The organism is Buttiauxella agrestis ATCC 33320 (genome assembly GCF_000735355.1).
Taxonomy (GTDB): domain Bacteria; phylum Pseudomonadota; class Gammaproteobacteria; order Enterobacterales; family Enterobacteriaceae; genus Buttiauxella; species Buttiauxella agrestis.
Map to the genome: position 1 here is coordinate 77,376 of NZ_JMPI01000057.1, position 23,930 is coordinate 101,305.

General features: G+C 49.7%; 22 protein-coding genes and 1 pseudogene. 12 read left to right on the plus strand and 11 right to left on the minus strand.

From position 1 onward, the window contains the following. Positions 1–130: 130 nt before the first annotated feature. Entirely contained in the window at positions 131–2,377 is a 2,247-nt protein-coding gene (ptsP, locus tag GBAG_RS16210; RefSeq protein ID WP_034498065.1) for a phosphoenolpyruvate--protein phosphotransferase, read from the minus strand. A 12-nt stretch (positions 2,378–2,389) separates the two neighbouring features. Beyond that, entirely contained in the window at positions 2,390–2,920 is a 531-nt protein-coding gene (gene rppH, locus GBAG_RS16215; RefSeq protein WP_034498067.1) for an RNA pyrophosphohydrolase, read from the minus strand. Positions 2,921–3,373: 453 nt separating this feature from the next. On the opposite strand from rppH, the pseudogene GBAG_RS23130 reads away from it, so the two are divergent. The 5 genes and pseudogenes from GBAG_RS23130 to GBAG_RS16235 all read left to right on the plus strand — a co-directional run. Further along, a pseudogene (locus tag GBAG_RS23130) lies at positions 3,374–3,448 on the plus strand (hypothetical protein); the annotation flags it as partial. A gap of 158 nt (positions 3,449–3,606) precedes the next feature. Continuing rightward, positions 3,607–4,293, plus strand: coding sequence for a DNA mismatch repair endonuclease MutH (mutH, locus tag GBAG_RS16220; RefSeq protein ID WP_034498068.1), 687 nt, complete (start codon positions 3,607–3,609; stop codon positions 4,291–4,293). Between the two features lie 75 nt (positions 4,294–4,368). Next, entirely contained in the window at positions 4,369–5,082 is a 714-nt protein-coding gene (locus GBAG_RS16225; protein WP_034498070.1) for a TerC family protein, read from the plus strand. Between the two features lie 126 nt (positions 5,083–5,208). Next, complete coding sequence (locus GBAG_RS16230) at positions 5,209–5,427, plus strand: YgdI/YgdR family lipoprotein (RefSeq protein ID WP_034498072.1); 219 nt, start codon at positions 5,209–5,211, stop codon at positions 5,425–5,427. Between the two features lie 155 nt (positions 5,428–5,582). Then, positions 5,583–6,623: an NADP(H)-dependent aldo-keto reductase gene (locus GBAG_RS16235; protein WP_034498074.1), complete on the plus strand. Its 1,041-nt coding sequence runs from the start codon at positions 5,583–5,585 to the stop codon at positions 6,621–6,623. Between the two features lie 35 nt (positions 6,624–6,658). On the opposite strand, the gene lplT is transcribed toward GBAG_RS16235, so the two are convergent. Together lplT and aas are read right to left on the minus strand one after the other, a co-directional pair. After that, complete coding sequence (gene lplT, locus GBAG_RS16240; protein ID WP_034498076.1) at positions 6,659–7,855, minus strand: lysophospholipid transporter LplT; 1,197 nt, start codon at positions 7,853–7,855, stop codon at positions 6,659–6,661. Next, entirely contained in the window at positions 7,848–10,007 is a 2,160-nt protein-coding gene (gene aas / locus GBAG_RS16245; RefSeq protein WP_034498077.1) for a bifunctional acyl-ACP--phospholipid O-acyltransferase/long-chain-fatty-acid--ACP ligase, read from the minus strand. The genes lplT and aas overlap by 8 nt, the downstream gene beginning before the upstream one ends. Positions 10,008–10,695: 688 nt before the next feature. Between aas and galR the strand changes: the two genes are divergently transcribed. The 4 genes from galR to GBAG_RS16265 all read left to right on the plus strand — a co-directional run bounded on the left by galR (position 10,696) and on the right by GBAG_RS16265 (position 13,777). After that, positions 10,696–11,703, plus strand: coding sequence for an HTH-type transcriptional regulator GalR (galR, locus tag GBAG_RS16250; RefSeq protein WP_034498080.1), 1,008 nt, complete (start codon positions 10,696–10,698; stop codon positions 11,701–11,703). Between the two features lie 240 nt (positions 11,704–11,943). Continuing rightward, the gene (locus GBAG_RS16255) at positions 11,944–12,423 is read left to right on the plus strand and encodes an Hcp family type VI secretion system effector (RefSeq protein WP_034498082.1); all 480 of its coding nucleotides are present in this window, start codon (positions 11,944–11,946) and stop codon (positions 12,421–12,423) included. Between the two features lie 30 nt (positions 12,424–12,453). Further along, complete coding sequence (locus tag GBAG_RS16260; RefSeq protein WP_034498083.1) at positions 12,454–13,326, plus strand: hypothetical protein; 873 nt, start codon at positions 12,454–12,456, stop codon at positions 13,324–13,326. Position 13,327: 1 nt separating this feature from the next. After that, a complete protein-coding gene (locus tag GBAG_RS16265; RefSeq protein ID WP_034498085.1) occupies positions 13,328–13,777 on the plus strand; it encodes a hypothetical protein in 450 nt (149 codons plus the stop codon). Between the two features lie 18 nt (positions 13,778–13,795). Here GBAG_RS16265 and GBAG_RS16270 read toward each other — a convergent pair whose 3' ends face one another. The 4 genes from GBAG_RS16270 to GBAG_RS16285 all read right to left on the minus strand — a co-directional run bounded on the left by GBAG_RS16270 (position 13,796) and on the right by GBAG_RS16285 (position 17,873). Beyond that, the gene (locus GBAG_RS16270) at positions 13,796–14,245 is read right to left on the minus strand and encodes a GNAT family N-acetyltransferase (protein WP_034498087.1); all 450 of its coding nucleotides are present in this window, start codon (positions 14,243–14,245) and stop codon (positions 13,796–13,798) included. Further along, on the minus strand, positions 14,242–15,015 hold the full coding sequence (locus GBAG_RS16275; RefSeq protein WP_034498089.1) for a GntR family transcriptional regulator: 774 nt from the start codon (positions 15,013–15,015) through the stop codon (positions 14,242–14,244). The genes GBAG_RS16270 and GBAG_RS16275 overlap by 4 nt, the downstream gene beginning before the upstream one ends. 85 nt (positions 15,016–15,100) lie before the next feature. Beyond that, on the minus strand, positions 15,101–16,528 hold the full coding sequence (locus GBAG_RS16280; protein WP_034498092.1) for a glycoside hydrolase family 1 protein: 1,428 nt from the start codon (positions 16,526–16,528) through the stop codon (positions 15,101–15,103). A gap of 7 nt (positions 16,529–16,535) precedes the next feature. After that, complete coding sequence (locus tag GBAG_RS16285) at positions 16,536–17,873, minus strand: PTS sugar transporter subunit IIC (protein WP_034498095.1); 1,338 nt, start codon at positions 17,871–17,873, stop codon at positions 16,536–16,538. Positions 17,874–18,169: 296 nt separating this feature from the next. On the opposite strand from GBAG_RS16285, the gene GBAG_RS16290 reads away from it, so the two are divergent. Beyond that, positions 18,170–19,198, plus strand: a complete 1,029-nt coding sequence (locus GBAG_RS16290) for a LacI family DNA-binding transcriptional regulator (protein ID WP_034498097.1) — start codon at positions 18,170–18,172, stop codon at positions 19,196–19,198. Here the strand turns inward: GBAG_RS16290 and lysA are convergent. After that, entirely contained in the window at positions 19,171–20,430 is a 1,260-nt protein-coding gene (lysA, locus tag GBAG_RS16295; protein ID WP_034498099.1) for a diaminopimelate decarboxylase, read from the minus strand. The two genes, GBAG_RS16290 and lysA, sit on opposite strands and share 28 nt — an antisense overlap. A 112-nt stretch (positions 20,431–20,542) precedes the next feature. Here lysA and GBAG_RS16300 point away from each other — a divergent pair, with 112 nt between their 5' ends. Further along, the gene (locus tag GBAG_RS16300) at positions 20,543–21,466 is read left to right on the plus strand and encodes a LysR family transcriptional regulator (protein ID WP_034498101.1); all 924 of its coding nucleotides are present in this window, start codon (positions 20,543–20,545) and stop codon (positions 21,464–21,466) included. Between the two features lies 1 nt (position 21,467). On the opposite strand, the gene GBAG_RS16305 is transcribed toward GBAG_RS16300, so the two are convergent. Next, a complete protein-coding gene (locus GBAG_RS16305) occupies positions 21,468–22,634 on the minus strand; it encodes an MFS transporter (RefSeq protein ID WP_034498103.1) in 1,167 nt (388 codons plus the stop codon). Positions 22,635–22,720: 86 nt separating this feature from the next. Beyond that, the gene (locus GBAG_RS16310; RefSeq protein ID WP_034498104.1) at positions 22,721–23,416 is read right to left on the minus strand and encodes an aspartate/glutamate racemase; all 696 of its coding nucleotides are present in this window, start codon (positions 23,414–23,416) and stop codon (positions 22,721–22,723) included. A gap of 165 nt (positions 23,417–23,581) precedes the next feature. Here GBAG_RS16310 and GBAG_RS16315 point away from each other — a divergent pair, with 165 nt between their 5' ends. Further along, positions 23,582–23,905 (plus strand): cupin domain-containing protein, encoded by a 324-nt coding sequence (locus tag GBAG_RS16315; protein ID WP_034498106.1) that lies wholly within the window; start codon positions 23,582–23,584, stop codon positions 23,903–23,905. The last annotated feature ends 25 nt before the right edge of the window (positions 23,906–23,930 follow it).

The following is a 23,930-nucleotide window of genomic DNA, read 5'->3' on the forward strand; positions in this document are numbered from 1 at the left end:
AAATAGACGATGGGTTGCAAGTACGCATCTGTGCAGATGCGCTCCGAAGGGAGCGGATCATAGCACAAAGGGCTCAAGGGTTAAGTCGAGGATCTTGTAAAAGATGTGTAATGCCTGATGGGCCAGGTACCTAGCGCCCGCCGCGAATCAAACCCCCCATGCCTCTACGTTCCATGAAGGACGCGACCTGATGGCGCACTTCTGTCGCAAGCTGCGCCTCAAGGCTGCGCTGGGCGAGAAGTTGTGCTTCTTCGAGGCTAATGTGGCGCAACAGATATTTGACGCGAGCCACCGAACGGCCGTTCATCGATAAATGGCGATAGCCCATGCCAACCAGCAGTGCCACACACATTGGGTCACCTGCCATTTCGCCACATAAACAAAGATCGATCCCGTTACGTTCCGCTTCTTTGGCAATATGGTTCAACGCTCGTAGCATTGCCGGATGCAGAGAATCGTACAGGCTTGCCACGCGAGTGTTATTACGATCAACTGCCAGCAAATATTGCGTAAGGTCATTGGTGCCAACCGAGATGAAATCAACGCGGCTGGCAAGATGCCCCAGCATAAAGACCATGGAAGGAACTTCAACCATCACACCAATACGCGGTTTAGGCAGTTCATAACCGAGCACCTCTTCCACTTCACGCCCCGCACGGTCAATCAAGCGACGCGCTTCATCAATTTCGTCAATGCTGGTGATCATCGGCAGAAGAATGCTCAGGTTGCCGGTCGCAGCATTGGCACGCAGCATGGCGCGCACTTGCACCAGGAAAATCTCCGGTTGGTCCAGCGTGATGCGAATGCCTCGCCAGCCCAGACACGGGTTTTCTTCACTGATAGGCATGTACGGCAGTTGTTTATCAGCACCGACATCAAGCGTTCGCAGCGTGACCGGTTTTTCGTTAAACATCTGCAACATGCCCTGATATTGGGCGACCTGTTCTTCTTCTGACGGAAAACCACTCTGCAGCATAAAGGGAATTTCGGTGCGATACAGACCAATTCCATCGATACGGCCGCCAAGCTGCTGCTCATGCTCTGGGCTAAGACCTGCATTCAGCATGACCTGGACGCGCTCGCCGCTTTTCAGCGCGGCAGGGCTATCAACGTCGTCTTCAACCAGACGAGTCAGTTCGTTCTCTTCGGTGATGAGACGCTGGTATTCCTGCAACAACACCGTTTCCGGGTCAACGAGCAATTCACCACGATAACCATCGACAACCAATGTGCGGCGATGCAGCACTGAAGGCTGAATATCAGCGCCCATAACGGTTGGAATGCCGAGCGCCCGCACCATAATTGCAGCATGGGAGTTGGCCGCACCATCGCGCACCACCACCCCAACAAGGCGATTTTGCGGAAGTTCGGCAAGTGTCGTTGCGGATAACTCGTCCGCCACCAATACAAAACGTTCAGGCCAGGTATTGGGACTTTGAATGGTGTCATCGAGATGGAATAACAAACGCTGACCCAGCGTGCGTAAATCGCCCGCTCGTTCTTTCAGGTAGCTGTCACTTAAACTTGCGAACTGTTCCGCAAACTTTTCGATGACTTTTTTAACCGCCCATTCTGCAACCGAGCCTTTATCGACTTCGTCGAACAATTCACGGCGAAGGCGGGCATCGGTTAACAGGTGTGAATAGAGGTCAAAAATTGCTGCCGTTTCTTTCTGCGCTCCCGCCGCAAAGCGTTTGCTGTAGCGACGAAATTCATTGGAAGCCTCTTCAAGGGCAGCGGTCAGGCGCTCACGCTCAAGTATGGTATCAAGCGTTGACGCTTCAGATACCTGCTCCATTAATGGGAGCGTCGAGTCCATCCAACCTTCGGCAATCGCCACCCCTGGCGATGCAGGTAATGCCCGAATTCGTGTCTGACGATATTGGCCAAACAACGCGGCTAACTGTGATTGAGAAAGAATGGCGGCCATTTGAGTGGCGAGTGTGACGAGGAAGGACTCCTCGCTTTCATCGAATTGACGATGTTCACGCTGTTGAACCACCAGCACGCCCAACAACTGGCGTCGCTGAATAATAGGAACCCCGAGAAACGCGCGGAAACGCTCCTCTTTTACAGCGGGAACATATTTAAAACTTGGGTGTTTTTGCGCATCGGCAAGGTTTATCGGCTCTGCAAGGCGCCCTACCAGCCCGACAATGCCTTCATCAAATGCGAGGGTGATGGTTCGACCGCGCGGCTTTTTAAGGCCACGCGTCGCCATCAGGTAAAAGCAACGCCGGTCATGATCTGCGAGATAAACCGAGCATACCTCGGTGTCCATCGCAAGGCAGATATCTGTAACCAGAATATCCAGCGCCTCATTGAGGCGCGGGGCGCTGGCAACCTTCTCGACTATTTCTCGCAAACGGGTGAGCATTTTTCGCGTGAATTAACCTCTTTTACGTCGCCATGCAGGCGCGTTATTACGTGGTGGCGTAACTTCCTGTAGCGGCATTACGACGCTTGCAAACTCTTTCATCACCCGACGATACACATCGCGTTTAAACGAGACGACCTGACGAACCGGATACCAATAGCTGACCCAGCGCCAGCCATCAAACTCTGGAGTGCTGCTGGTTTGCATATTGATATCGTTATCGCTGCTTATCAACTGCAAGAGAAACCATTTTTGTTTCTGGCCGATACAAACCGGCTTTGTGTCCCAACGCACCAAACGTTTAGGTAACTTGTAACGTAACCAGTTTCGGGTCGAGGCGAGTATTCGGACATCTTTTCGCTGTAACCCCACTTCCTCGAAAAGTTCCCGGTACATTGCCTGTTCCGGGGATTCGCCAGGATTGATGCCACCTTGCGGAAACTGCCAGGAATGTTGACCAAAACGCCTGGCCCACATCACTTGACCCTGCCGATTACAGATTACGATACCAACATTCGGGCGGTAGCCATCATCATCGATCACCGGACTACCTCAAAACAAACTTAGATTAGGGCGATTGTTTCATACAAGCGCTAGACGGTAAACCACTGTGTAACGGTTGCCTGAAGGAATAACATTTGAATAACTCACAAAATTTGACCGAGTTATAAACATTAGTGGATTTGGAACCGGCAGTTTATTCACTTTTTCTGTGGATATAACTGTGAAGAACTACCTAATACTCTCGGGACAACTTAGGATAACTCTAAAATACGCTTTCAAAGCACAAATAAAATATTCATTAATTTCAATGAAATAAATAAACATTAATTCTCTCACAGCCCAGTAGTGTGATGATCATCACATGTGAAGATCTTCCATTGATGAAAGATCGACCAATGACGTTTTTATCCACAGAATGTGCCAACAAGTTAGTCACAATCTGGTGAAAAAATGGGTTTTACCCCCCAGTCAAGGCTGTAAATCGAACCAGTAGTGAGCTTTTTTACCAGTTATCCCACTTTTCTGTGGATAACCCGGTGTAAGATCCTGTTCATTCCCGGTGACCAGAATGGGAAAAGGTTTTTGCAGGATTCGGATATGACAATTTTAATCGATAAAAATGATTCAAAATCAGTAGATTGTCATTCTTATCCCCGACACGCTAAACTATTTCCACACTGTGGGTAAACCACGCTTATTTTTTAACCGATCAACAGCCAGGCACAATGCAAGCTCTACGTCCATTACTTAACCCTCCAGAAAATGAACAGATTTTACTGGCCCAAGCCCAGAAGCTGGCCGGCTTTACGCTGGGTGAGTTAGCGGCTTTGGCCAACTTGTCGATCCCAAACGATCTTAAGCGCGACAAAGGTTGGATCGGCGTCTTGCTTGAACTTTGGCTGGGTGCCAGCGCCGGAAGCAAACCTGAGCAAGATTTCGCCGCATTGGGGATTGAGCTTAAAACTATCCCGGTGGATAGGTTCGGTCGCCCGCTGGAAACCACGTTTGTCTGTGTTGCGCCACTCACCGGTAACACCGGAGTGGTTTGGGAAACCAGCCATGTGCGCCACAAATTGAAACGCGTATTGTGGATCCCTGTCGAAGGTGAACGGCAAATCCCGCTTGCTGAGCGGCATATCGGCACACCGTTGCTGTGGGCGCCGTCCGAAGAAGAAGAGCAACAGTTACGCATGGATTGGGAAGAGTTGATGGATTTGATTGTGCTCGGGCAAGTTGAGCGCATTACGGCCCGTCATGGTGAAGTGCTACAGTTGCGCCCAAAAGCGGCTAACAGCAAGGCGCTAACCGATGCCATCGGGGCAGATGGCGCACCGATTCTGACGTTACCTCGCGGTTTTTACCTGAAAAAGAACTTTACCGCCGCTTTGCTGGCTAATCATTTCTCGTTGTAGATTCATTTAACTTGCACCCAGTTCTAAGCTGGCGTTTATAATTGGCGTTTTAAATTTTCAGGCAGGATTTTTTTAATGTTGTTTGCATGGGTTACCGATCCTAACGCGTGGATGGCGCTAGGCACTCTGACGATTCTCGAAATCGTACTGGGTATCGACAATATCATCTTCCTCTCCCTTGTTGTGGCGAAGCTGCCTAAAGCGCAGCAGGCTAAAGCACGCCGTCTTGGGCTCGGCGCGGCGATGATAATGCGTCTGGTCTTGCTGGCGTCTATCGCCTGGATGACGCACTTAATTCACCCGCTGTTTTCCGTAATGGGCCATGAATTCTCGGCACGCGATCTTATTTTGGCATTGGGTGGGTTGTTCTTAATCTGGAAGGCGAGCAAAGAGATTCACGAGTCCATTGAAGGTGAAGAAGAGAGCCTAAAAACAAACGTTCACTCTTTCTTCGGCGCTATCGTGCAAATCATGCTGCTGGATATTATTTTCAGCCTGGACTCGGTGATTACCGCAGTAGGCCTGTCCGATCATCTGTTTATTATGATGGCAGCGGTTGTGATTGCGGTGATGGTCATGATGTTTGCTGCTAAATCGATTGGTGATTTTGTAGAACGCCACCCTTCGGTGAAAATGCTGGCGCTGTCATTCTTGTTGCTGGTCGGCTTTACGCTGATTCTGGAAGGCTTCGATATTCATGTGCCGAAAGGCTACATCTATTTTGCGATGTTCTTCTCAATTGCCGTAGAAACACTGAATCTTATCCGCAACAAAAAGAACCCGCTTTAACCGTCTCAGGGGAGGCGCTCTCGCTTCCCCTCTGTTTCTTTTAAGAATTTACTGCTTACCTTCTGCGCTTTGTCGAGTTATTACTAGACTATATATGTCATTCCATACCACACGAGGCGAATAATGATGAAAAAATGGGCAGTTCTAATTTCCGCTGTCGGTCTGGCATTTGCGGTTTCAGGTTGTAGCAGCGATTACGTGATGGCAACCAAAGATGGCCGTATGATTCTGACTGACGGAAAACCGCAGGTCGATGATGACACGGGTTTAGTGAGTTATCGCGATCAGCAAGGCAATGAAATGCAGATCAACCGCGATGATGTTTCACAAATTATCGAACGTTAATAAATCCAGCATATAAAGGTCAGCGCCTCGCTGGCCTGTCACACTTTTTCTTCGCTTACCCCCTTCCGCTTTTGCTTTCCCTCTGCCATGTTTATAGTCCATTTTTTGTCGGGCGCGTGCCTGGCTGATAAGTCAGAAGAATAAGGAAAGCGGCTATGCAATATCACCGTATCCCCCACAGCTCTCTTGAAATAAGTACGCTAGGGCTGGGAACCATGACGTTTGGTGAGCAAAATAGCGAAGCCGACGCTCATGCACAGCTTGATTACGCCGTCCATCAGGGCGTAAACCTCATTGATGTGGCAGAAATGTACCCGGTGCCACCTCGCCCGGAAACCCAGGGGCTAACAGAAACCTACGTCGGTAACTGGTTAAAGCAGCGCGCTAATCGTGAAAAGCTGGTTATCGCCACCAAAGTCAGCGGCCCGAGCCGCAACAATGATGCCGGCATTCGCCCAAACCAAATTCTGGATCGCCGCAATATCCGTGATGCGCTGGATGCCAGCCTGAAGCGTTTGCAAACCGACTATATCGATCTTTATCAGGTTCACTGGCCACAACGCGCCACCAATTGCTTTGGCAAACTGGGCTACACCTGGACAGATAACGCCGTCCCGGTCACTCTGCTGGAAACACTCGAAGCACTGACCGAATTCCAGCGTGCCGGGAAAATCCGCTATATCGGTGTTTCCAATGAAACGCCGTGGGGTGTGATGCGCTACCTGCAACTGGCTGAAAAGCATGATTTACCACGCATCGTTACCATCCAGAACCCGTACAGTCTGGTGAATCGCAGCTTTGAAGTGGGACTGGCTGAAATTACCCAGCGCGAAGGTGTCGAATTGCTGGCTTATTCCTGCCTGGGGTTCGGTACGCTGACCGGGAAGTACCTGAATGGGGCGAAACCTGCTGGCGCACGCAACACGCTGTTTAGCCGTTTCACGCGCTACAGCGGCGAGCAAACTCAGCATGCGGTTGCAGCTTATGTCGATGTCGCTAAGCGTCACAATCTCGACCCGGCGCAAATGGCGCTGGCGTTTGTACGCCGTCAGCCGTTTGTTGCCAGCACGCTTTTAGGCGCGACCACGCTTGAGCAGTTAAAAACCAACCTTGAAAGCCTGCATCTGGACTTGAGTGAAGATGTTCTTGAAGAGTTAGAAGCGGTGAACCGGATTTATACTTATCCGGCACCGTGATGTGGAAATCTCCTCTCCTTTGGGAGAGGAGAAAACTATTTCTGCCGAATCTGCCAAACCCACAGCCAGCCAATCGCCAGCGCAAACACTGCGCCAAAACCAATGCCAATTCCGACTATCGGCGCGCCGGTTTTTACCGCCAGCGAGTAAAGCCCAAGCATCAGCAACATCGCGGTATTTTCGCCGAGATTCTGCACCGCAATCGCATTCCCTGCGCCGACGGAATGTTTGCCGCGTTCCTGAAGCAGCGCATTGAGCGGAACCACAAAGAACCCGCCCAGAACACCAATCAGCACCAACAACATATAAGACGGCAGCAGTGCGTGTTGCAGCGAGAAGAACAACACGCCGACACCAATTAAGATCCCGGCAGGCATACAACGTGCGACGGTTTTGAGCGTCACAAGTTTCGCTGCAGCCCCTGCCCCCACCACAATCCCTACCGCAACCATGGCATTCAGATACGTTGGCGTCGCGTTGTCAGTAATACCCAGCGCAACCGGTACCCACAACACTAACAAGAAGCGCAGCGTGACGCCCGCCCCCCAAAACAAGCTGGTGCCGACTAACGAGAAGCGAGTTTCACCGTTTTGCCAAAGCGTGCGGCAAGCCGTGAAAAAACTGCGCGTCATCGGGGTAAAGCGCCATGACTGACCAGGGCGAGCAGGAGCAAGTTTTGGAATAAATATGTTGGCGACAACCGCCCCGGCATACACCAACACACAAATGCCAAGCGCAGCCACAATATGCCAGTCGGCCAGCACGCCACCTGCCATTGAGCCCAGCAAAATCGCGGCAATGGTCGAGGCTTCCATCAGTCCATTCGCCTTCACCAGACGATCGCCCGTGGTGAGTTCACCTAAAATCCCGTATTTAGCTGGCGAATAGGATGCTGCGCCAATCCCCACCAGCGTATAGCCGACGAAGGGATTAAAGCCAAAACAGATCAACGCTGCGCCAGCCAGTTTGAGACTGTTGGCAAACATCATCACTCGCCCTTTGGAAAAACTGTCTGCGACCTGTCCGACAAACGGGGCAAATAAAATATAAGCGCCAACAAAAACCATCTGCAAAACAGGCTGGCTCCAGTCGGGGTAAAACTGCTGTTTCAGCACTGCCAACGTGGCAAACAGCAACGCGTTATCACCAAACGCTGATAAAAATTGCGCGCAGGTTACTGCCATCATACCTCTGGACCAAATGGAGGTATCGTTTACGGCATTATCACGCATGCTCTGTCTCCGGCTGGTCTACCAGCGTTTTCAGACTGACAAAATCAGGTTTGCCGCTCCCAAGAACCGGCAACTGTTTCATGAAACGAATATCACGCGGCACCGCCAGTTCTGGGATCCCATTCGCGCGCGCATATTGCAGCAGTTTTTCACGATTCAGTTCGCTGTCCGTGGTGAACATCACCAGCGCCTCACCTTTTGCCACATCGCTTTTAATGACCGTAGCGTGCATTTTCTCTGGTGAAACGCCGAGCGCCAGTTGCTCTACCATTTCCAGCGAAACCATCTCACCGGCAATTTTGGCAAAGCGTTTTGCGCGCCCCTGAATCACACAAAAACCGTGCTCATCGAAACTGACGATATCGCCCGTGTCGTACCAGCCCTGCTCCACCTCGCCTTGTTCATTTTCGGCGCTCGGTGCTTCCAGAACACCCGGGTTTTCCACTCGCAAGTAGCCCTTCATGATGTTCGGCCCTTTCAGTTGCAACCGCCCACCTTCTTCAATTCCCGGTACTGACAACAATCTGGCATCCATCGCTGGCAGAATGCGCCCGACGGTGCCGACTTTTGCGGCCATAGGAACGTTGATAGAAACCACGGGCGCGCACTCAGTCACGCCGTAGCCTTCCAGCACGCGCAGTCCAAATTTATCCTGCCAAAGTTGTTTGGTGCTTTCCTGAAGTTTTTCCGCACCCGCCACCACATAACGCAGGCGGAAGAAGTCGTAAGGATTTGCAAAACGCGCATAGTTGCCAAGAAATGTCGAGGTGCCAAACAACACGGTGCAATTACGGTCGTAAACCAGCTCAGGCACAATGCGATAGTGCAACGGACTTGGGTAGAGAAACACTTCGGCACCCGTCAGCAGCGGCGTAAATAACCCCACAGTCAGGCCGAAAGAGTGGAACAACGGCAGCGCCGACATAAAGCGATCGTTCGCCGTAAAATCAGCAATCGTGCGAATTTGCTCCACGTTCGCCAGCAAACTTTTATGGCTGTGGACCACACCTTTTGGATTGCCTTCTGAGCCGGAAGTAAACAGCACCATTGCGGCGTCGTCTGGCTGTTGTTTTACCTGGGCCAGATGCGGCATCAGTAAATGAGCGAAGATCCAGAGCTTATCTGCCAACGTGACATCGGCTTTTAAGTCTTCCAGAAAGACCCAACGAACCTGCGTGAGCTGCTCGGGAAGATGCCATAATTTGCCTTTGTCGAGGAACTGACGCGAAGTAAATATCGTCTTGAGCTGTGCGGCTGTAATCGCACTGGTCAGCCCTTTCACGCCCGCGGTGTAGTTCATCATCGCCGGAATTCGCCCACGGGACGACGCACCAAAAATCACCGCCGCGCTGATAGCCGCATTGGGCAGCATCAGGCCAATTGTTTCGCCCGGCGCACTGTATTTATTCAAAATACGCCCGACAAACAAGGTCTTGGTCAGCAGACTGCGATAAGTATCCGGTTTGAAATTGATATCTTCGATACAGTTTTTTCGCTCACCGTAACGATATTGCGCAGCAAGCAATGCCTCATACAATGTTTCACGCGGGCGTACTGCCATTCGTGCTTCCATCATTATCTGATGCAGCATTTCCCCTGCCATTTTCCGGCGTTCACGCGCGCGTGGAGCTTCTGGCATCGGAACGGATGTCGGCGGCAGAATATGCAGGCTGATACGCGGGAACAAACGCCGCTTTACCAGGCCTTTCAGGCGGCTGAAAAATGTCAGCTCAGCGCCATCAATACGGATGGGAATAACGGTCGCGTTTGATTTTGCGGCAACAAACCCGGCACCTTCATAAATTTTCATCAATGAGCCAGTCACAGAAATTCGCCCTTCAGGGAAAATAACCACCGGACGGCCCTGCTCCACCAGCCGCACCAGATGTTTAATCGACATCGGTTTGGTTGGGTCAAGCGGCACGAAATCTATCAACGATTTTAACCAGCGCATGTACCACTGCTGACTAATAGATGAATAGACAGCAAACACTGGCCGGCCAGGTAAAAACAGCGCCAGCAAAATACCGTCAATAAAGGAAACGTGGTTTGGAACAATCAGGACGCGCGGCTGAGAAAGAGATTGCTGCGAGCCATATAGCCGCACTCTGAACAGAATACGAAAAAGTGCACGGAAAAAACCAAATAGCATAGCAACTCCCTTTGTCATGAATAAGCCGCAGGTACTTAAGTGTAGTGGGAGATTACATGACTAAATGAAAAGGAGCGATAGTTTGGGTGAATGCAAAGTCTGAAAAAAAGGCAAAAAAAACCTGCGCATCTGCGCAGGTCGGTGCAAAGAATTTACTTAACAACGTAACTAGAATTCTCACCAATCAATACCTCTGGGACTTGAATTGTGGCGCAGTCAGCGCAAGGCTACCAGTGAGAAAAAGCAAGGGAATTAGCGGAAAGTGCAACCAGTTGTTTAAAACATCGCGTCTTGTTACAGGCTGCCATTTTTTGGACAAAAAAAACCTGCGCATCCGCGCAGGTTGGTGTAATTCATGTGATCAGCATTAGATGCTGACATCACCTATCAATACCTCTGGGACTTCAAATGTAGCAGTGCCTGGTCACTTTTCGCCATGGCGAAATAGCAACAGCGCGATGCAAACTGTAAGCAAAAATTTACTCTGAAATCTTTAAAAATCCATAACATGCCACCTTCTACCGCTACGCTTGATTTTCGTGGTGCTGGTATGTGTAACGATTACACTGAATTTGGTTTCTTTTTAGAGAGGTTTGCGACGCTGACGACAGTTGCGCCCTTGAAGTAACGCGGCTTTTCCGTAACACTTAAAACTGTGTAAACGCTTACCCACTCAGGAAAATCTTCGATGGCGACAATTAAGGATGTAGCAAAACTGGCAGGCGTTTCTGTCGCCACAGTATCACGTGTCATAAATGATTCCCCCAAAGCCAGTGATGCATCACGCCTGGCGGTAAGCAGCGCGATGGAAGAGCTGAATTACCATCCTAATGCGAATGCGCGCGCACTTGCGCAGCAAACCACTGAAACCATTGGCCTGATTGTGGGCGATGTCTCCGATCCATTTTTTGGCGCGATGGTAAAAGCCGTAGAACAAGTCGCCTATCGCACCGGCAATTTTTTGCTGATCGGTAACGGTTATCACAACGAACAAAAAGAGCGACAGGCGATTGAACAACTTATTCGCCACCGCTGCGCGGCCCTGGTCGTTCATGCGAAAAAAATACCTGACGAAGAACTCATTTCTTTAATGAAACAAATGCCCGGCATGGTGGTAATCAACCGAATTTTGCCGGGTTTTGAGCAGCGCTGTGTGGCGCTCGATGACCGCTATGGCGCGTGGCTTGCAACCCGCCACCTGATTCAACAAGGCCATACTAAAATTGGCTACTTGTGTTCCAACCATCAAATTTCCGATGCCGAAGATCGTTTGCAAGGTTATTACGACGCGCTAACCGAACACGGCTTGCCGATTAATGATCGCTTAGTGACTTATGGTGAACCGGATGAAAGCGGTGGTGAGCAGGCAATGACGGAACTGCTGGGGCGCGGAAAGAACTTTAGCGCGATTGCCTGTTACAACGATTCCATGGCCGCAGGTGCAATGGGTGTTCTTAATGATAACGGCATTGATGTCCCGAAAGAGATTTCACTGATTGGCTTTGATGACGTGTTGATTTCACGCTACGTTCGCCCACGTCTGACAACGGTGCGTTACCCGATCATTACCATGGCAGAACAGGCCGCGGAACTGGCTTTGGCACTTGCTGAAAAACGTGAATTACCCGAAATCACGCATATGTTTAGCCCAACACTTGTGCGGCGGCATTCGGTGATTGCCTATTCGGGCGAGTAAAGAAAATGAAATCAGCCAGATAAAAAAATCTGGCTGCAAATAACAAGCAACCTTATCCATTCGCACTTTAAATACCAGATTAATTATTAATTAATAAAATATATAACAAAGCGAAATAAAGTAGAAAAACCTTCCAAAATATTATGATTGCATTTTATTTATATTGAGACCAGGATTTCAGGTTAATAAACTTGCAAATCTTTATCATATAAATCACATCAATGATATTAATGGAATGATATGTCAAACTTAGCCTATTTAACCATAAATGGTCAAACACAGGGCCTGATCTCTGCTGGATGCTCATCATTAAATTCTATTGGTAACAAAGCACAAATCGCTCACATTGACCAGATTATGGTTTATGCCGTCACTCATTCAATGTCCCGTGCACAAAACGTCAATCATCATGAAATGGTGATCATTAAGCCGATTGATAAAGCTTCACCTTTATTAGCCAAAGCGATTAATGATAATGAAATGCTAGTCTGCGATCTGGATTTATACCGTACCAACCGGGTTGGGATGAATAACCTTTATTATAAAGTCAAACTTACCGGAGCTCGAATTTCGCATAATGAATTCATTGTACCTCACAATCTTCTGGATAACGGAGCCGAACCCCAGGAAAAAATCACCTTCAGCTATGAAACGATAACCTGGGAACATTGTGATGCAGGGACCAGTGCGTATAGTCTGTGGAATGATCGCGTATTTTAAATATTAGTTTTGATAAATAAGGAGGTTGTCATGTCTGAATTAAGAAATTCAAAGAATAAGCCACATGATTACTTGCGCGACGAACATCAATTTCAAACCTATCCAAGTATGAATCCAGTGTTGCGTGATATGGCGGCTATCAATGGTGATTTTATTACTGAAAGCCGATACATCATGTTGCTAACTATTGAGGAAGCGCAGGGGGTATCAGATGAATTACTTGGTAATTTAGATTATTTCTTTTCATACAAACTAGGGCCAGGAAACATCAAAGATGGCCTGGATGGATTTCGCACCCTCAGCAAATTAACAACTTACTACAGCCCTACGGGAAAATTAGTTTTTAACTTTAATTATCTAAAAATAAAAGCCGTAGAGTACGTAATTAATGGCAAGGCATATATAAAAATCACTGGTTATGCTGGCGTGCGCCGCATACTTACAGGCACCCGTTACGGGGCAACAAACCCACAAATGCTTGAAATGGCTATTGGGATGCGCGGTTTTGGAACCGCCCTTATAAAAGGAATGAAATTTTGTATTTATGCCTCGTTAGCGTTGCGAGGTGTTGAACTGATATTTAAGTCTGATTATCACCTTGTTGATTTTTTGGTTGATATTCCAATGGATATAGCAAAAATAATTGTGTCAAGCGTAGCGATCGGGATTGTCGGTGGGGTGATGACATTTTTCAGCTTTCCAGTTGTAATTATTGCTGGGTTTATCATTGGAATAGGCATTATATTAAATAATCAATTAAATCATCTTGATAACGAAATGGGGCTATCTACAGATCTAAAAAACAAAATTCGTGACGCTATCATTGAGCAGCAAAAAATGAGCGAATGGGATTATCAACATTTGGCTCCATTTTCAAAACCACTACATGAAAGAGGTTTCTAAAATGCGACCATATACCAAATTACAATGGGTAGGCTTTAAATTTGCTGGTATTTTTTTGATGGCCGTATCTTTGATTATGGTATATTACTCTATGTTTTTTATTGAGGAGTATCGACTCTACTCCCTTATTACGCTGGATAATACTATTATTTATGACGGAAGAATAATTACCGCCATTGGAGGGATACCAACTTACATTTACGTATTCTTTTTCTCATTCCGCACAATTTTGCAAAAAGGCGTTGAGCGACTAAAAAAAGGAACGCTCATTGGTAATATCTGGGGATTGTTTAGCCTTGCATGTTTCGTGTTTTTCATGGTCATATCATGGATAATCCCTCTGGGATTAATGGCGTTAGATTACACGTTATGTGACGAGGAAGGGGACGTTCCTGGACTGTATTACGCCAGTAAGCCAGAAATCTGCAAAACTATTGTTTCTAAACCTTAATTAGTGTGTGGTAAATGTTTAAAGCACGTATTTATAAAGATGAACCACCTTATCCGGGTAATCCAGCCCGTCGCCGATATATTCCCAGCCAAAACGCTCGTAATAATCTTTGCACGCTGAATAGAGATAAAGCTGCGGATAACCCAGCGCGCGAGCGTGTTCAATAACGTGCTGTTGCAGCTTTGCCCCAAGCCCACGTCCGCGCTGGTTTTCATCGATATATAACGCTGCTAACCACGGATAAAGATCCTGGCGGCTAATTAAATCGCAGCGCCATAACCCAACCGTTCCAACCAGTTTCTCACCTTCAACCGCCACAAAAGTTAAAGGCAACTGCCCTTCCCGCTGGCTGGTCACCACAATTGAAGCGAAAAAGTCCCGGCTGTCAGAAGTGCCAAATGCCTGCCATATCCAGTCTGTAACCTGCCCGGCATATTGCGGCATCGCATACAGCGGGAGAATTTTCACATCAGCTTCCCCTGAAAGATGGGAACGGACTCGAAAAGATAGCCGTCGAAATCGGGCGCATCGGAATCAGATTGCTCGAGCAGGCTATTTTTAACGTTTTCTAAATGCTGCCACATCGCCTGCCATGAACCCATGACATCGCGGCGGCGCAGTGCCGCCAGAATAGTTTGCAGGTCGCCGAGCCACTTCAGGCGATAGCTGCGTGTATCAATATGCGCCCGCAATTGCTGCCACATTGGGCTGCTGTCTAAATGGCGCCAGATACTTTCCACCGTCGCCAGCAACATCTGGTTTTGCGAAGCGCCCGCCAGAACCAGGTGGAACATCTTGCAGTTATCCTGACTCAGATCGTTTATCGCGATCGCGCGCTGCTCTTGCTCGAGAATTCGCTTAAGGTTGTCGATGTCCGCTTTGGTCGCCATTTTTGCGGCGAATGCCGCAATATTACTTTCCAGCAACTGACGCGCCTGGAGCATTTCAAACGGGCCAATATCGCTGCTGAAAAAGGCTTCTTCTTCCGCTTCATTTTCTGCCGGAACGCGCATGACATAAACACCGGAACCCTGGCGAATATCGACTGTGCCTTGCAGTTCGAGCATCAGCAACGCTTCACGAACAATCGTGCGGCTGACGCCATAGGTTTCAGCAATATTACGTTCAGGCGGCAAACGTGAACCGACTGGGTACAATCCCTGCATTATTTGCGCGCGCAGATCCTCACCAATTTCCTGGTATTGTTTTTTTTCTGTCGAAAGCACTACCTTGTCCACGATATCACCCGCATTTGTTGATTCTCAGCGCCATTATGTTCTGACGCTGATTTATGCCCGCTAGCTTATCAAATTCTGTACCCAATTATTTCCATTCATCATCAACGTTGAGCTGCAACGTGTGAGTTTCACCCAGCGTCCGATACCAATGCGCAGATTTTTTCGCCCGTCGCTCACGATTGTTTTGCAGGTTAATTTCAATCAATCCATAGCGATTTTTGAAGGCGTTCATCGGCGATACGTTGTCGGTAAACGCCCAAAGCATATAACCCTGGCAGTTAGCGCCATCTTCGCGAGCGCGCAGCGTCTGGTACAAATGCTCGCTGATAAACGCGATACGATAATCATCTTCAATCACGCCGTCAGCATTGCGGAATTGCGCCTCGTTTTCTGTTCCCATCCCGCTTTCTGCGACAAACCACGCAATATTGCGATACTCCGTTTTTATCCGCATCGCCATGTCATAAACGATACGGGGGTAGATTTCCCAACCCCGTGACTTATTCATTCGCCGCCCTGGCAACTCAAACGGCTCGTAATAATATGCTGGATGGAATGGCGTCTCCGGATTCCAGGCTCGGGACGGCGCTTTTACGCGATGTGGATAATATAAGTTGATACCCAGTTCATCGACGGTATTTTCCCGGATAATCGCCAGCTCTTGTTCGGTGTAATCCCACTTAATATCATGTTTTTTCAGTAGTTCGATAAGCTGCTGCGGATACTCGCCGTGCACCAGCGGGTCTAAAAATACGCGGTTGTAAAACAGATCGTATATCTGCGCCGCTTGCTGGTCATGAGCAGCACTGGAGCGCGCATAAGTCACTTCTGGATTAAGAATACAGCCGACGGTTCCGCTATAGCCTTTTTCGCGGAAAAGCTTCACCACTTTCGCCGTGGCGAGGTTTTTGTGGTGGTTCCACTGCATCCATTTATGGGTGTTTTGCTCATACGGCCAGCGCAACGCATCAAGATAAACGCGGGTTTGCACCACAATCGGCTCGTTGAACGTAAACCAACGATTCACTTTATGCGCATAACGGGCAAACACTTTTTCAGCGTACAAGACAAAAAGCTCGACCACTTTCTTCGATGCCCAGCCGCCGTAGGTTTCAAATAAAACGGCTGGCAATTCATAGTGCTCAAGACAAATCATCGGTTCGATGCCGTTGCGGCGCATTTCGTCGATTAAGTTGTCGTAATACTGCGCATATTCCTCGTCAATTACGCCCTTTTCATAGTCTGTGAAAAAGCGCGACCAGTTGATAGAGGTGCGGTAGTGCGTTAATCCCGCCTGTTTCATCAACGCCACATCTTCGCGATAGCGATTGATAAAATCCGTCGCGACCGCCGGGCCGTAGCCTTCATGCCATACATGTCTGTCGTTTTTGTACCAGGCGTCAAGCCAGGAATCCTGCCCTTCTTTTTTGCCGCTCCAGCCTTCGGTTTGCCAGGCCGATGCCGCAGCACCGAGTATAAAATCTGCTGGAATAGTGATTTTTACGTTGCTCATGCCTTCCTCACACGTTTTTGGCAAGTTGTTGCTGTTCGGCCTGTAACTGCGCTTGTTCAGCACGGCGAGAGGCTATTTTCACAAACGGCAGGTAAATCAGAACCGAAACCAGAATACAGCCCAGTTGCGTGACGACCGCGCCCATCGAACCGGCGGTAGAAAGCCAGGCGTTAATCAGCGGCGGCGTGGTCCATGGCACCATCACAACGGCTTTACCGGCAAAACCCATTGCCGTTGCGAAGTAGCCAATAGTGCCGGTAACCAGCGGCGTAATAATGAAAGGAATAGCCAGAATAGGGTTGAGCATAATCGGCATACCAAAAATCACTGGCTCATTAATGTTGAAGATCCCAGGGCCGAAAGAGAGTTTGGCGATTTCTTTCATCTCTTTGCGCTTCGTCGCAATCATCACCGCAATCAGCAGCCCAATCGTTAAACCGGAACCGCCAATACTCATATACACATCCCAGAACGGCATGGTGATGATGTTAGGGATCTCTTTACCTTGCTCAAACGCGCTCATGTTGACGGTAATCGCCCCGAGCAGCAGCGGCTCACGGATAGGTTTGATCATCTGATTACCGTGAATACCGATAACCCAAAACAGCTGTGCGACAAACATCAGCAGCAAAATCCCCGGCAGGCTTTGCACCACTTTTTCCAGCGGTTGCTGCACCACCTGATACACAGCGTCATACAGGTACATGCCGGTAGTTTGGTGGAAAACAAAACCGAAGGTCGCGATGGCGGTAACGGTAATGATCGAAGGGAGCAGTGCTGAGAAAGAGGCAGAAACATTAGGCGGAACGGTATCAGGCATTTTGATCTTCAGCCCTTCGCGCTTTTCCAGCCAGCAGTAAATTTCCACCGACAAAATAGCGATAAACATGCCAAGGAACAGGCTGCGGGTGTCAGAAAATTGGCGCGCCAGAATGTCTTTCACCATATGCATTTGCCCATCGACCATCATTTCGATGGTGGTTGGCGTCACGCAAATAAAGCAGATAACCGCCAGCAAGCCAGGGAACAGACTTTTGATGCCGTTGATTCTGCCTAATTCGATACCAATCAGGAACACCGCGCCAATGTTTAAAAAGTTAAGCGTGGCGTAGTTAATCGCCGCGGTAATCGGCTTGAGTTGGGCGAGAAATGACAGTGCAGAAAAACTGGCGAGGCCGTTTTTAGGATCCAACACCATATTCGAGATGAGGACCGAGAATGCCCCGACGATAATCACCGGCATTAGTGTAATGAAGGAAGCTTTGATCGCCATAATATAGCGGTAGCTATTGAATTTAGTGGCAAAACTTCCCAGAGAGTCGATTAACTTTTCCTGCAAAGCCATAGGGTATACCTCAGTGTTGTCGTTTTTTTATTATTCAAAGCGATGGAAGACGACCGATTTGGTATACCAAAAATAGAACCAACTCATTAACATTTCCGTGATAAACGTCCCACATTGTTATATTGGAATTCCAATGTGAATAATCTGGTATACCAAATAAATATAAGTTGCATGAATCATTCAAAAGCGTGATCCGGCACGACAATTGCTGCTAGCGCCATGTTTCATCATCACAGCGTGATAAACTAGCGCCATTATGCGACCACGCGGCAAGCGTCTTAATCAGGAATGAATTGATGGTAACAATGCTGGATGTCGCGCTACGCGCAGGCGTTTCCAAAGCAACGGTATCACGCGTGCTTAACGGAATTGGGCAAGTCAAAGAGAGCACCCGCGAGCAGGTGTTTACCGCCATGGAAGAACTGGGCTATCGCCCTAATTTTCTGGCGCGATCGCTGGCGAACCGTAGCAGTAATAGCGTCGGTTTGGTGGTGTCGACTTTTGACGGGTTCTACTTTGGCCGCCTGTTACAACAAGCCTCACGGCAAACGGAAGTCTGGGGCAAGCAATTGATTGTCACCGATGGACACGATACGCCGCAAAAAGAACTGGAAGCCGTGCAAATGCTGGTCGATCGCCATTGTGATGCCATCGTGCTGTACACCCGTTTTATGAACGAGCGGACTTTATTGTCGCTAATGAACAGCATTAAAGTCCCGCTGGTCGTGATTAACCGCGATGTTAGCCAGGCGCGCGATCGCTGCGTTTTCTTTGAACAGCAAGATGCTGCGTTTCAGGCGACCGATTATCTCATTGAGCAAGGTCATCGAGATATCGCCTGCATTACCGTGCCTATTTCTACGCCAACCGGCCAGGCACGTCTGATGGGTTACAGAAAAGCATTGCAAAAACATGGCATCGCTTTTAACGAAGACCGAGTGAAATATGGCGATTCAAGCATGGTGCTTGGCCATAAATTGTGTCAGGAATTACTGGAAAGCCAGGTGCCATTTAGCGCCCTGTTTGCCTGTAACGATGATATGGCGCTGGGCGCTTCAAAGGCGCTGCATCAGGCTGGAGTGCGGATTCCGCAGGATATTTCGTTGTTTGGATTTGATGATGCGCCGAGCGCGCAGTGGCTTGAACCCGCGTTATCCAGCGTTTATCTGCCTATCGACAGCATGATCACCACGGCAATCGATCAGGCGATAAAACTGGCAAACGGCGAGCCGCTTAAAGCTATCCCGCCGTTTGTCGGCAAACTGGTGTTACGCGAGTCAGTCGGCCCTGGCCCGTATTACATTTCCAACGCCAGCAATTCCTGAATGGTCTGACGGCGGCGAATCAGTCGCGCCACACCATTATCAAATAACACTTCAGGCAACAATGGGCGGCTATTGTAATTAGATGACATCGAAGCGCCATACGCGCCGGTGTCATGCAGCACTAAATAGTCACCGACCTGCACCGGCGGCAGCGCACGCGTTTCCACTTTGCCGCCCTCTTGCTGAGTAAACACATCGCCCGATTCGCACAATGGCCCGGCCACGACGGTTTCTACTGTTGGAAGTGAAGCGAGTTCACGTCCGTCTCCTGCCAGAGCGGAAATATGGTGATAGCTGCCGTACATTGACGGACGCATCAAATCGTTAAACCCGGCGTCAATCAGCACGAAGTGGCGCGAACCCATATTTTTAACCGAGCGCACCTGCGCGACCAGAACGCCGGATTCTGCCACCAGGAAACGGCCTGGTTCGATTTCCAGTTTCACCGGGTGTCCCAGACGCTGGGCGATTTTCTCACGCGCCGCATTCCACAAGCCGTAATAGTGATTAGTGTCGATGGTTTCTTCGCCTTCACGATACGGAATGGACAAACCACCACCTGCGGAGATCGCTTCCAGATCCTGACCAAAATCAATCACCTGCTGCACCATCGCGCCACAAACGCGTTCGAGGTGACCATAATCCACACCAGAACCAATGTGCATGTGAATGCCCACCAGGTGCAGTTTGTAGCGCTGGATAACCTCTAACGCCTGCGGCAAATCTGCATGCCAGATGCCGTGCTTACTGTTTTCCCCCCCGGTGTTGGTTTTCTGGCTGTGGCCGTGACCGAAACCAGGATTAACGCGCAGCCAGACGCGATGGCCCGGCGACACTTCACCAAGCTGTTGCAGCATATCCACGGAACCCGCGTTCACCGGAATCTGCTGTTCAGCCACCAGCGCCAGCGTCGATAGGTCAATCATATCGGCGGTGAATACGATATCGTCTTTGTTTTCAACCGGGTTATAGCCCGCCGCCAAAGCGCGGACAATTTCACCCTCTGAAACCGAATCCACTTTCACGCCCTGCTCGCGCATCAGACGCAGAATGTGAATGTTAGAACACGCTTTTTGCGCAAAACGGATCACATCAAACTGGCGCAATTGGGCAATCTGCTGGCGAATAATCTCAGCATCATAAACCCAGACCGGGCAGCCAAATTCCGCGGGCAATGCCAGCAGGTTTTGCGCATTCAGCGCGGTGTCGGTGTTATTGAGTGGGCGTGGCATGGTGGCTCCGGCAACATTTCATTTTTTTGTATTACGCCATACCGCGAAGTGAAGAAAAAATATCGTTTTCTCTGGAGTCTATGCAAAACTGATATGGAAACAGGAGAACGTTATGCCCTCAATAACCTTACGCCATATCGAAATTTTCCACGCGGTGATGACAGCCGGCAATCTGACTGAAGCGGCAGGGCTGCTGCATACGTCGCAGCCGACCGTCAGCCGTGAGCTGGCGCGGTTTGAAAAGCTGATTGGCCTGCAATTATTTGAACGTAGCCGCGGGCGGTTACATCCCACCGTGCAGGGCTTACGCTTGTTTGAAGAAGTGCAGCGCTCCTGGTATGGCCTGGACAGAATTCTGAATGCCGCCGAAAGCCTGCGTGAATTCCGCCAGGGCGAATTGTCGATTGCCTGCCTGCCGGTGTTTTCACAATCTTTTCTGCCGGTGTTAGTGCAGCCGTTTCTGGCGCGTTACCCTGAGTTGAGTCTCAATATCGTGCCGCAGGAATCACCGCTGTTAGAAGAGTGGCTTTCTGCCCAGCGCCACGATTTAGGGTTGACCGAAAATACCGTGACGCCCGCTGGAACCGAACGCCAGACGTTACTGACGCTAAACGAAGTCTGCGTGTTGCCCGCAAGCCATCCCCTCGCCCATAAAAAAGTGCTCACGCCGCAAGATTTTGCCGGGGAAAACTACATCAGCCTTTCGCGCACTGACAGCTATCGCCAATTGCTGGATTCACTGTTTCAGGAACACGACGTCAAGCGGCGTATGGTGATGGAGACACACAGCGCAGCCTCGGTTTGTGCGATGGTGCGGGCCGGAGTGGGCGTGTCGATCGTCAATCCGTTGACGGCTCTGGATTACGCCTCAAGCGGCGTTGTTGCGCGACGTTTTAGCGTGGCGGTGCCGTTTACCGTGAGCCTGATTCGCCCCCTGCACCGCCCTGCTTCCGCGCTGGTCAGCGCTTTTAGCGAGCACTTACAAACCAATATGCAGATTTATATCGAACCGCTAAATGCGCTGCTGGATGCCTGATTTAGTGTTCTGTCGCCGGGTGCTGATGCCCGGTGCCATTGCTGAAGTTAATCAAGCAGATAACCAGGCCAATTACCGCAAGCCCTGCTGCCGCGACAGGAACCGCCGTCAGCCCAAAACCGTGCGCAATAACCGAGCCGCCAACCCAGGCACCGAATGCGTTGCCAACGTTAAATGCGGCAATATTGAGCGTCGAAACTAAATTTGGCGCATCTTTGCCGTGCAGAACCACGTTGATTTGCAGCGCGGGAACCGTCGCAAATGCCGCCATCGCCCAGAGAAACAGCGTAATTTCAGCCAACCACAGGCCGTGGCTGGTCCAGCGGAACAGCAGTGAGAAAATAGCAATCAGGCTGAAACTCAGGATCAAACTGAAAGAAACTTTCCAGTCTGCCAGGCGCCCGCCCAAAATATTCCCCACCGTCAGACCCGCACCTATCAGGAAAAGCGTCCAGCTTACGCCTTGATGAGTCACGCCCGTCACCTGCAAAAGCATTGGCGCAATGTAACTAAACAGAGCAAACATCGCGGCGGCAAAAAAGACCGTCATTGCCAGTGAAAGCCACAGTTTGCCGTTCACCAGCGCGCTGACTTCGCGTTTCAGGTTTGGCGGAGTTTCCTCCTTTTGCGATGGCAAACTGACAATCAGCGCAATAAACGCCACCACGCCAATGATAGCCACGCCCCAGAACGTTGAGCGCCAGCCGTACAATTGCCCAAACCATGTGCCAATCGGCACGCCCAGCACGTTGGCCAACGTCAGGCCTGTGAACATCAGTGCCACCGCCGAGGCTTTGCGATTTGGTGCCACCAGGCTTGCTGCCACAACTGCGCCGATGCCAAAGAAAGCACCGTGACAAAGGGCGGTAATAATGCGAGCCAGCATCAGGAAGTGATAATTCAGCGCCAGCGCGCACAGAATGTTACCGACGATGAAAATCACCATCAGCAAGATGAGTGAGAGTTTGCGCGGTAATTTTGCCGTGAGCAGCGCCATGATCGGTGCGCCAATTGCCACGCCAAGCGCATAGCCACTAATCAGCCATCCCGCCGCAGGAATAGAAATCGACAGATCCCCCGCTACGTCGGGCAACAGGCCCATAATAACGAACTCCGTCGTGCCGATGGCAAACGCACTCATCGCCAGCGCGAGTAAGGAAACAGGCATGGGATTGACTCCAGATTGCAGAAATAACAAAAGGCGGGAGAGTGAACTCAGCCGCCAGATTACTTGAAATATGAACTAAAAAAATATTACTCAGCCAACATGAAATTGACCGCATCAGCGGCGTGAATAGCCGCGGTATCGAATACAGGGAGCGGGCAATCTTGTTGATTAAGCAACAAGCCGATTTCAGTGCAACCGAAAATCACGCCCTGCGCGCCCTGTTCCTGAAGTTGGGTAATAACTTGCTGATAATACTGCTTCGACTCGGCGGTGATTTTGCCCAGGCACAGCTCTTCAAAAATTATCTGGTTAATACGCAAACGCTGCGGTTCATCAGGGATTAAGGATTCGATACCAAACTCAGCCGTCAGGCGACCCCGGTAGAAATCCTGCTCCATGGTGTATTTCGTGCCGAGTAGCGCAACCCGATTCACGCCTTGTGCCGTAATGGCACGGCCCGTCGCATCTGCGATATGTAAAAACGGCAGCGCACACTGTGATTCAATATGATGCGCCACCTTGTGCATGGTGTTGGTACACAGCACGATGCCTTCAGCACCCGCTTTTTGCAGGCCCAGTGCCGCTTGCGCCAGCATATCCCCCGCCCGATCCCATTCACCACTGGCCTGGCAGGCTTCGATTTCATGAAAATCAACGCTGTGCAGCACGATCTTTGCGGAGTGTAAGCCCCCTAAACGGTTTTTAACCCCTTCATTAATCAGACGATAATAAGGGATAGTCGATTCCCAACTCATCCCTCCCAGCAAGCCAATTGTTTTCATCACGTTTCACCTGTTCGTATTTATTCCATTGGTTATATCAGAGAGACGACAAAACGTGAAAGCGTGATCGGCCTTACAAAACACGGGGGTGAACTATCGCAATTGAACTTTTCAGGATACGATTATTTAAATGAAACAATGTTTCACATAACTAAGGATCAAGAAATGTTCACCTTTATTAAAGATACTCAACTGGAAGATTTAGGTGCGGGCGTGAGCCGCCGTATTCTGGCGCATGACGGTAAAATGATGGCGGTACAGGTTAATTTTGAAAAAGGCGCTATCGGCCCGATGCACAACCACCCGCATGAACAGCTAACTTATGTGCTGTCAGGTGAATTTGAATTCACCATTGGCGAAGAAACTCATCGCGTTACCGCAGGCGACACACTGTATAAAGAACCGCATGTGATGCACGGCTGCGTTTGCCTGGAAGCGGGTACTCTGCTTGATACCTTCACCCCAATGCGCGAAGATTTTCTGAAGTAACGGACAAACAAAAACGGCTTCTTTT

Bases quoted from the DNA above. Each gene is read 5' to 3' on its own strand.
- ptsP (WP_034498065.1), bottom strand. From the start codon at position 2,377: ATGCTCACCCGTTTGCGAGAAATAGTCGAGAAGGTTGCCAGCGCCCCG.
- mutH (WP_034498068.1), top strand. From the start codon at position 3,607: ATGCAAGCTCTACGTCCATTACTTAACCCTCCAGAAAATGAACAGATT.
- GBAG_RS16225 (WP_034498070.1), top strand. From the start codon at position 4,369: ATGTTGTTTGCATGGGTTACCGATCCTAACGCGTGGATGGCGCTAGGC.
- GBAG_RS16230 (WP_034498072.1), top strand. From the start codon at position 5,209: ATGAAAAAATGGGCAGTTCTAATTTCCGCTGTCGGTCTGGCATTTGCG.
- GBAG_RS16235 (WP_034498074.1), top strand. From the start codon at position 5,583: ATGCAATATCACCGTATCCCCCACAGCTCTCTTGAAATAAGTACGCTA.
- lplT (WP_034498076.1), bottom strand. From the start codon at position 7,855: ATGCGTGATAATGCCGTAAACGATACCTCCATTTGGTCCAGAGGTATG.
- aas (WP_034498077.1), bottom strand. From the start codon at position 10,007: ATGCTATTTGGTTTTTTCCGTGCACTTTTTCGTATTCTGTTCAGAGTG.
- galR (WP_034498080.1), top strand. From the start codon at position 10,696: ATGGCGACAATTAAGGATGTAGCAAAACTGGCAGGCGTTTCTGTCGCC.
- GBAG_RS16255 (WP_034498082.1), top strand. From the start codon at position 11,944: ATGTCAAACTTAGCCTATTTAACCATAAATGGTCAAACACAGGGCCTG.
- GBAG_RS16260 (WP_034498083.1), top strand. From the start codon at position 12,454: ATGTCTGAATTAAGAAATTCAAAGAATAAGCCACATGATTACTTGCGC.
- GBAG_RS16265 (WP_034498085.1), top strand. From the start codon at position 13,328: ATGCGACCATATACCAAATTACAATGGGTAGGCTTTAAATTTGCTGGT.
- GBAG_RS16280 (WP_034498092.1), bottom strand. From the start codon at position 16,528: ATGAGCAACGTAAAAATCACTATTCCAGCAGATTTTATACTCGGTGCT.
- GBAG_RS16285 (WP_034498095.1), bottom strand. From the start codon at position 17,873: ATGGCTTTGCAGGAAAAGTTAATCGACTCTCTGGGAAGTTTTGCCACT.
- GBAG_RS16290 (WP_034498097.1), top strand. From the start codon at position 18,170: ATGGTAACAATGCTGGATGTCGCGCTACGCGCAGGCGTTTCCAAAGCA.
- lysA (WP_034498099.1), bottom strand. From the start codon at position 20,430: ATGCCACGCCCACTCAATAACACCGACACCGCGCTGAATGCGCAAAAC.
- GBAG_RS16300 (WP_034498101.1), top strand. From the start codon at position 20,543: ATGCCCTCAATAACCTTACGCCATATCGAAATTTTCCACGCGGTGATG.
- GBAG_RS16305 (WP_034498103.1), bottom strand. From the start codon at position 22,634: ATGCCTGTTTCCTTACTCGCGCTGGCGATGAGTGCGTTTGCCATCGGC.
- GBAG_RS16310 (WP_034498104.1), bottom strand. From the start codon at position 23,416: ATGAAAACAATTGGCTTGCTGGGAGGGATGAGTTGGGAATCGACTATC.
- GBAG_RS16315 (WP_034498106.1), top strand. From the start codon at position 23,582: ATGTTCACCTTTATTAAAGATACTCAACTGGAAGATTTAGGTGCGGGC.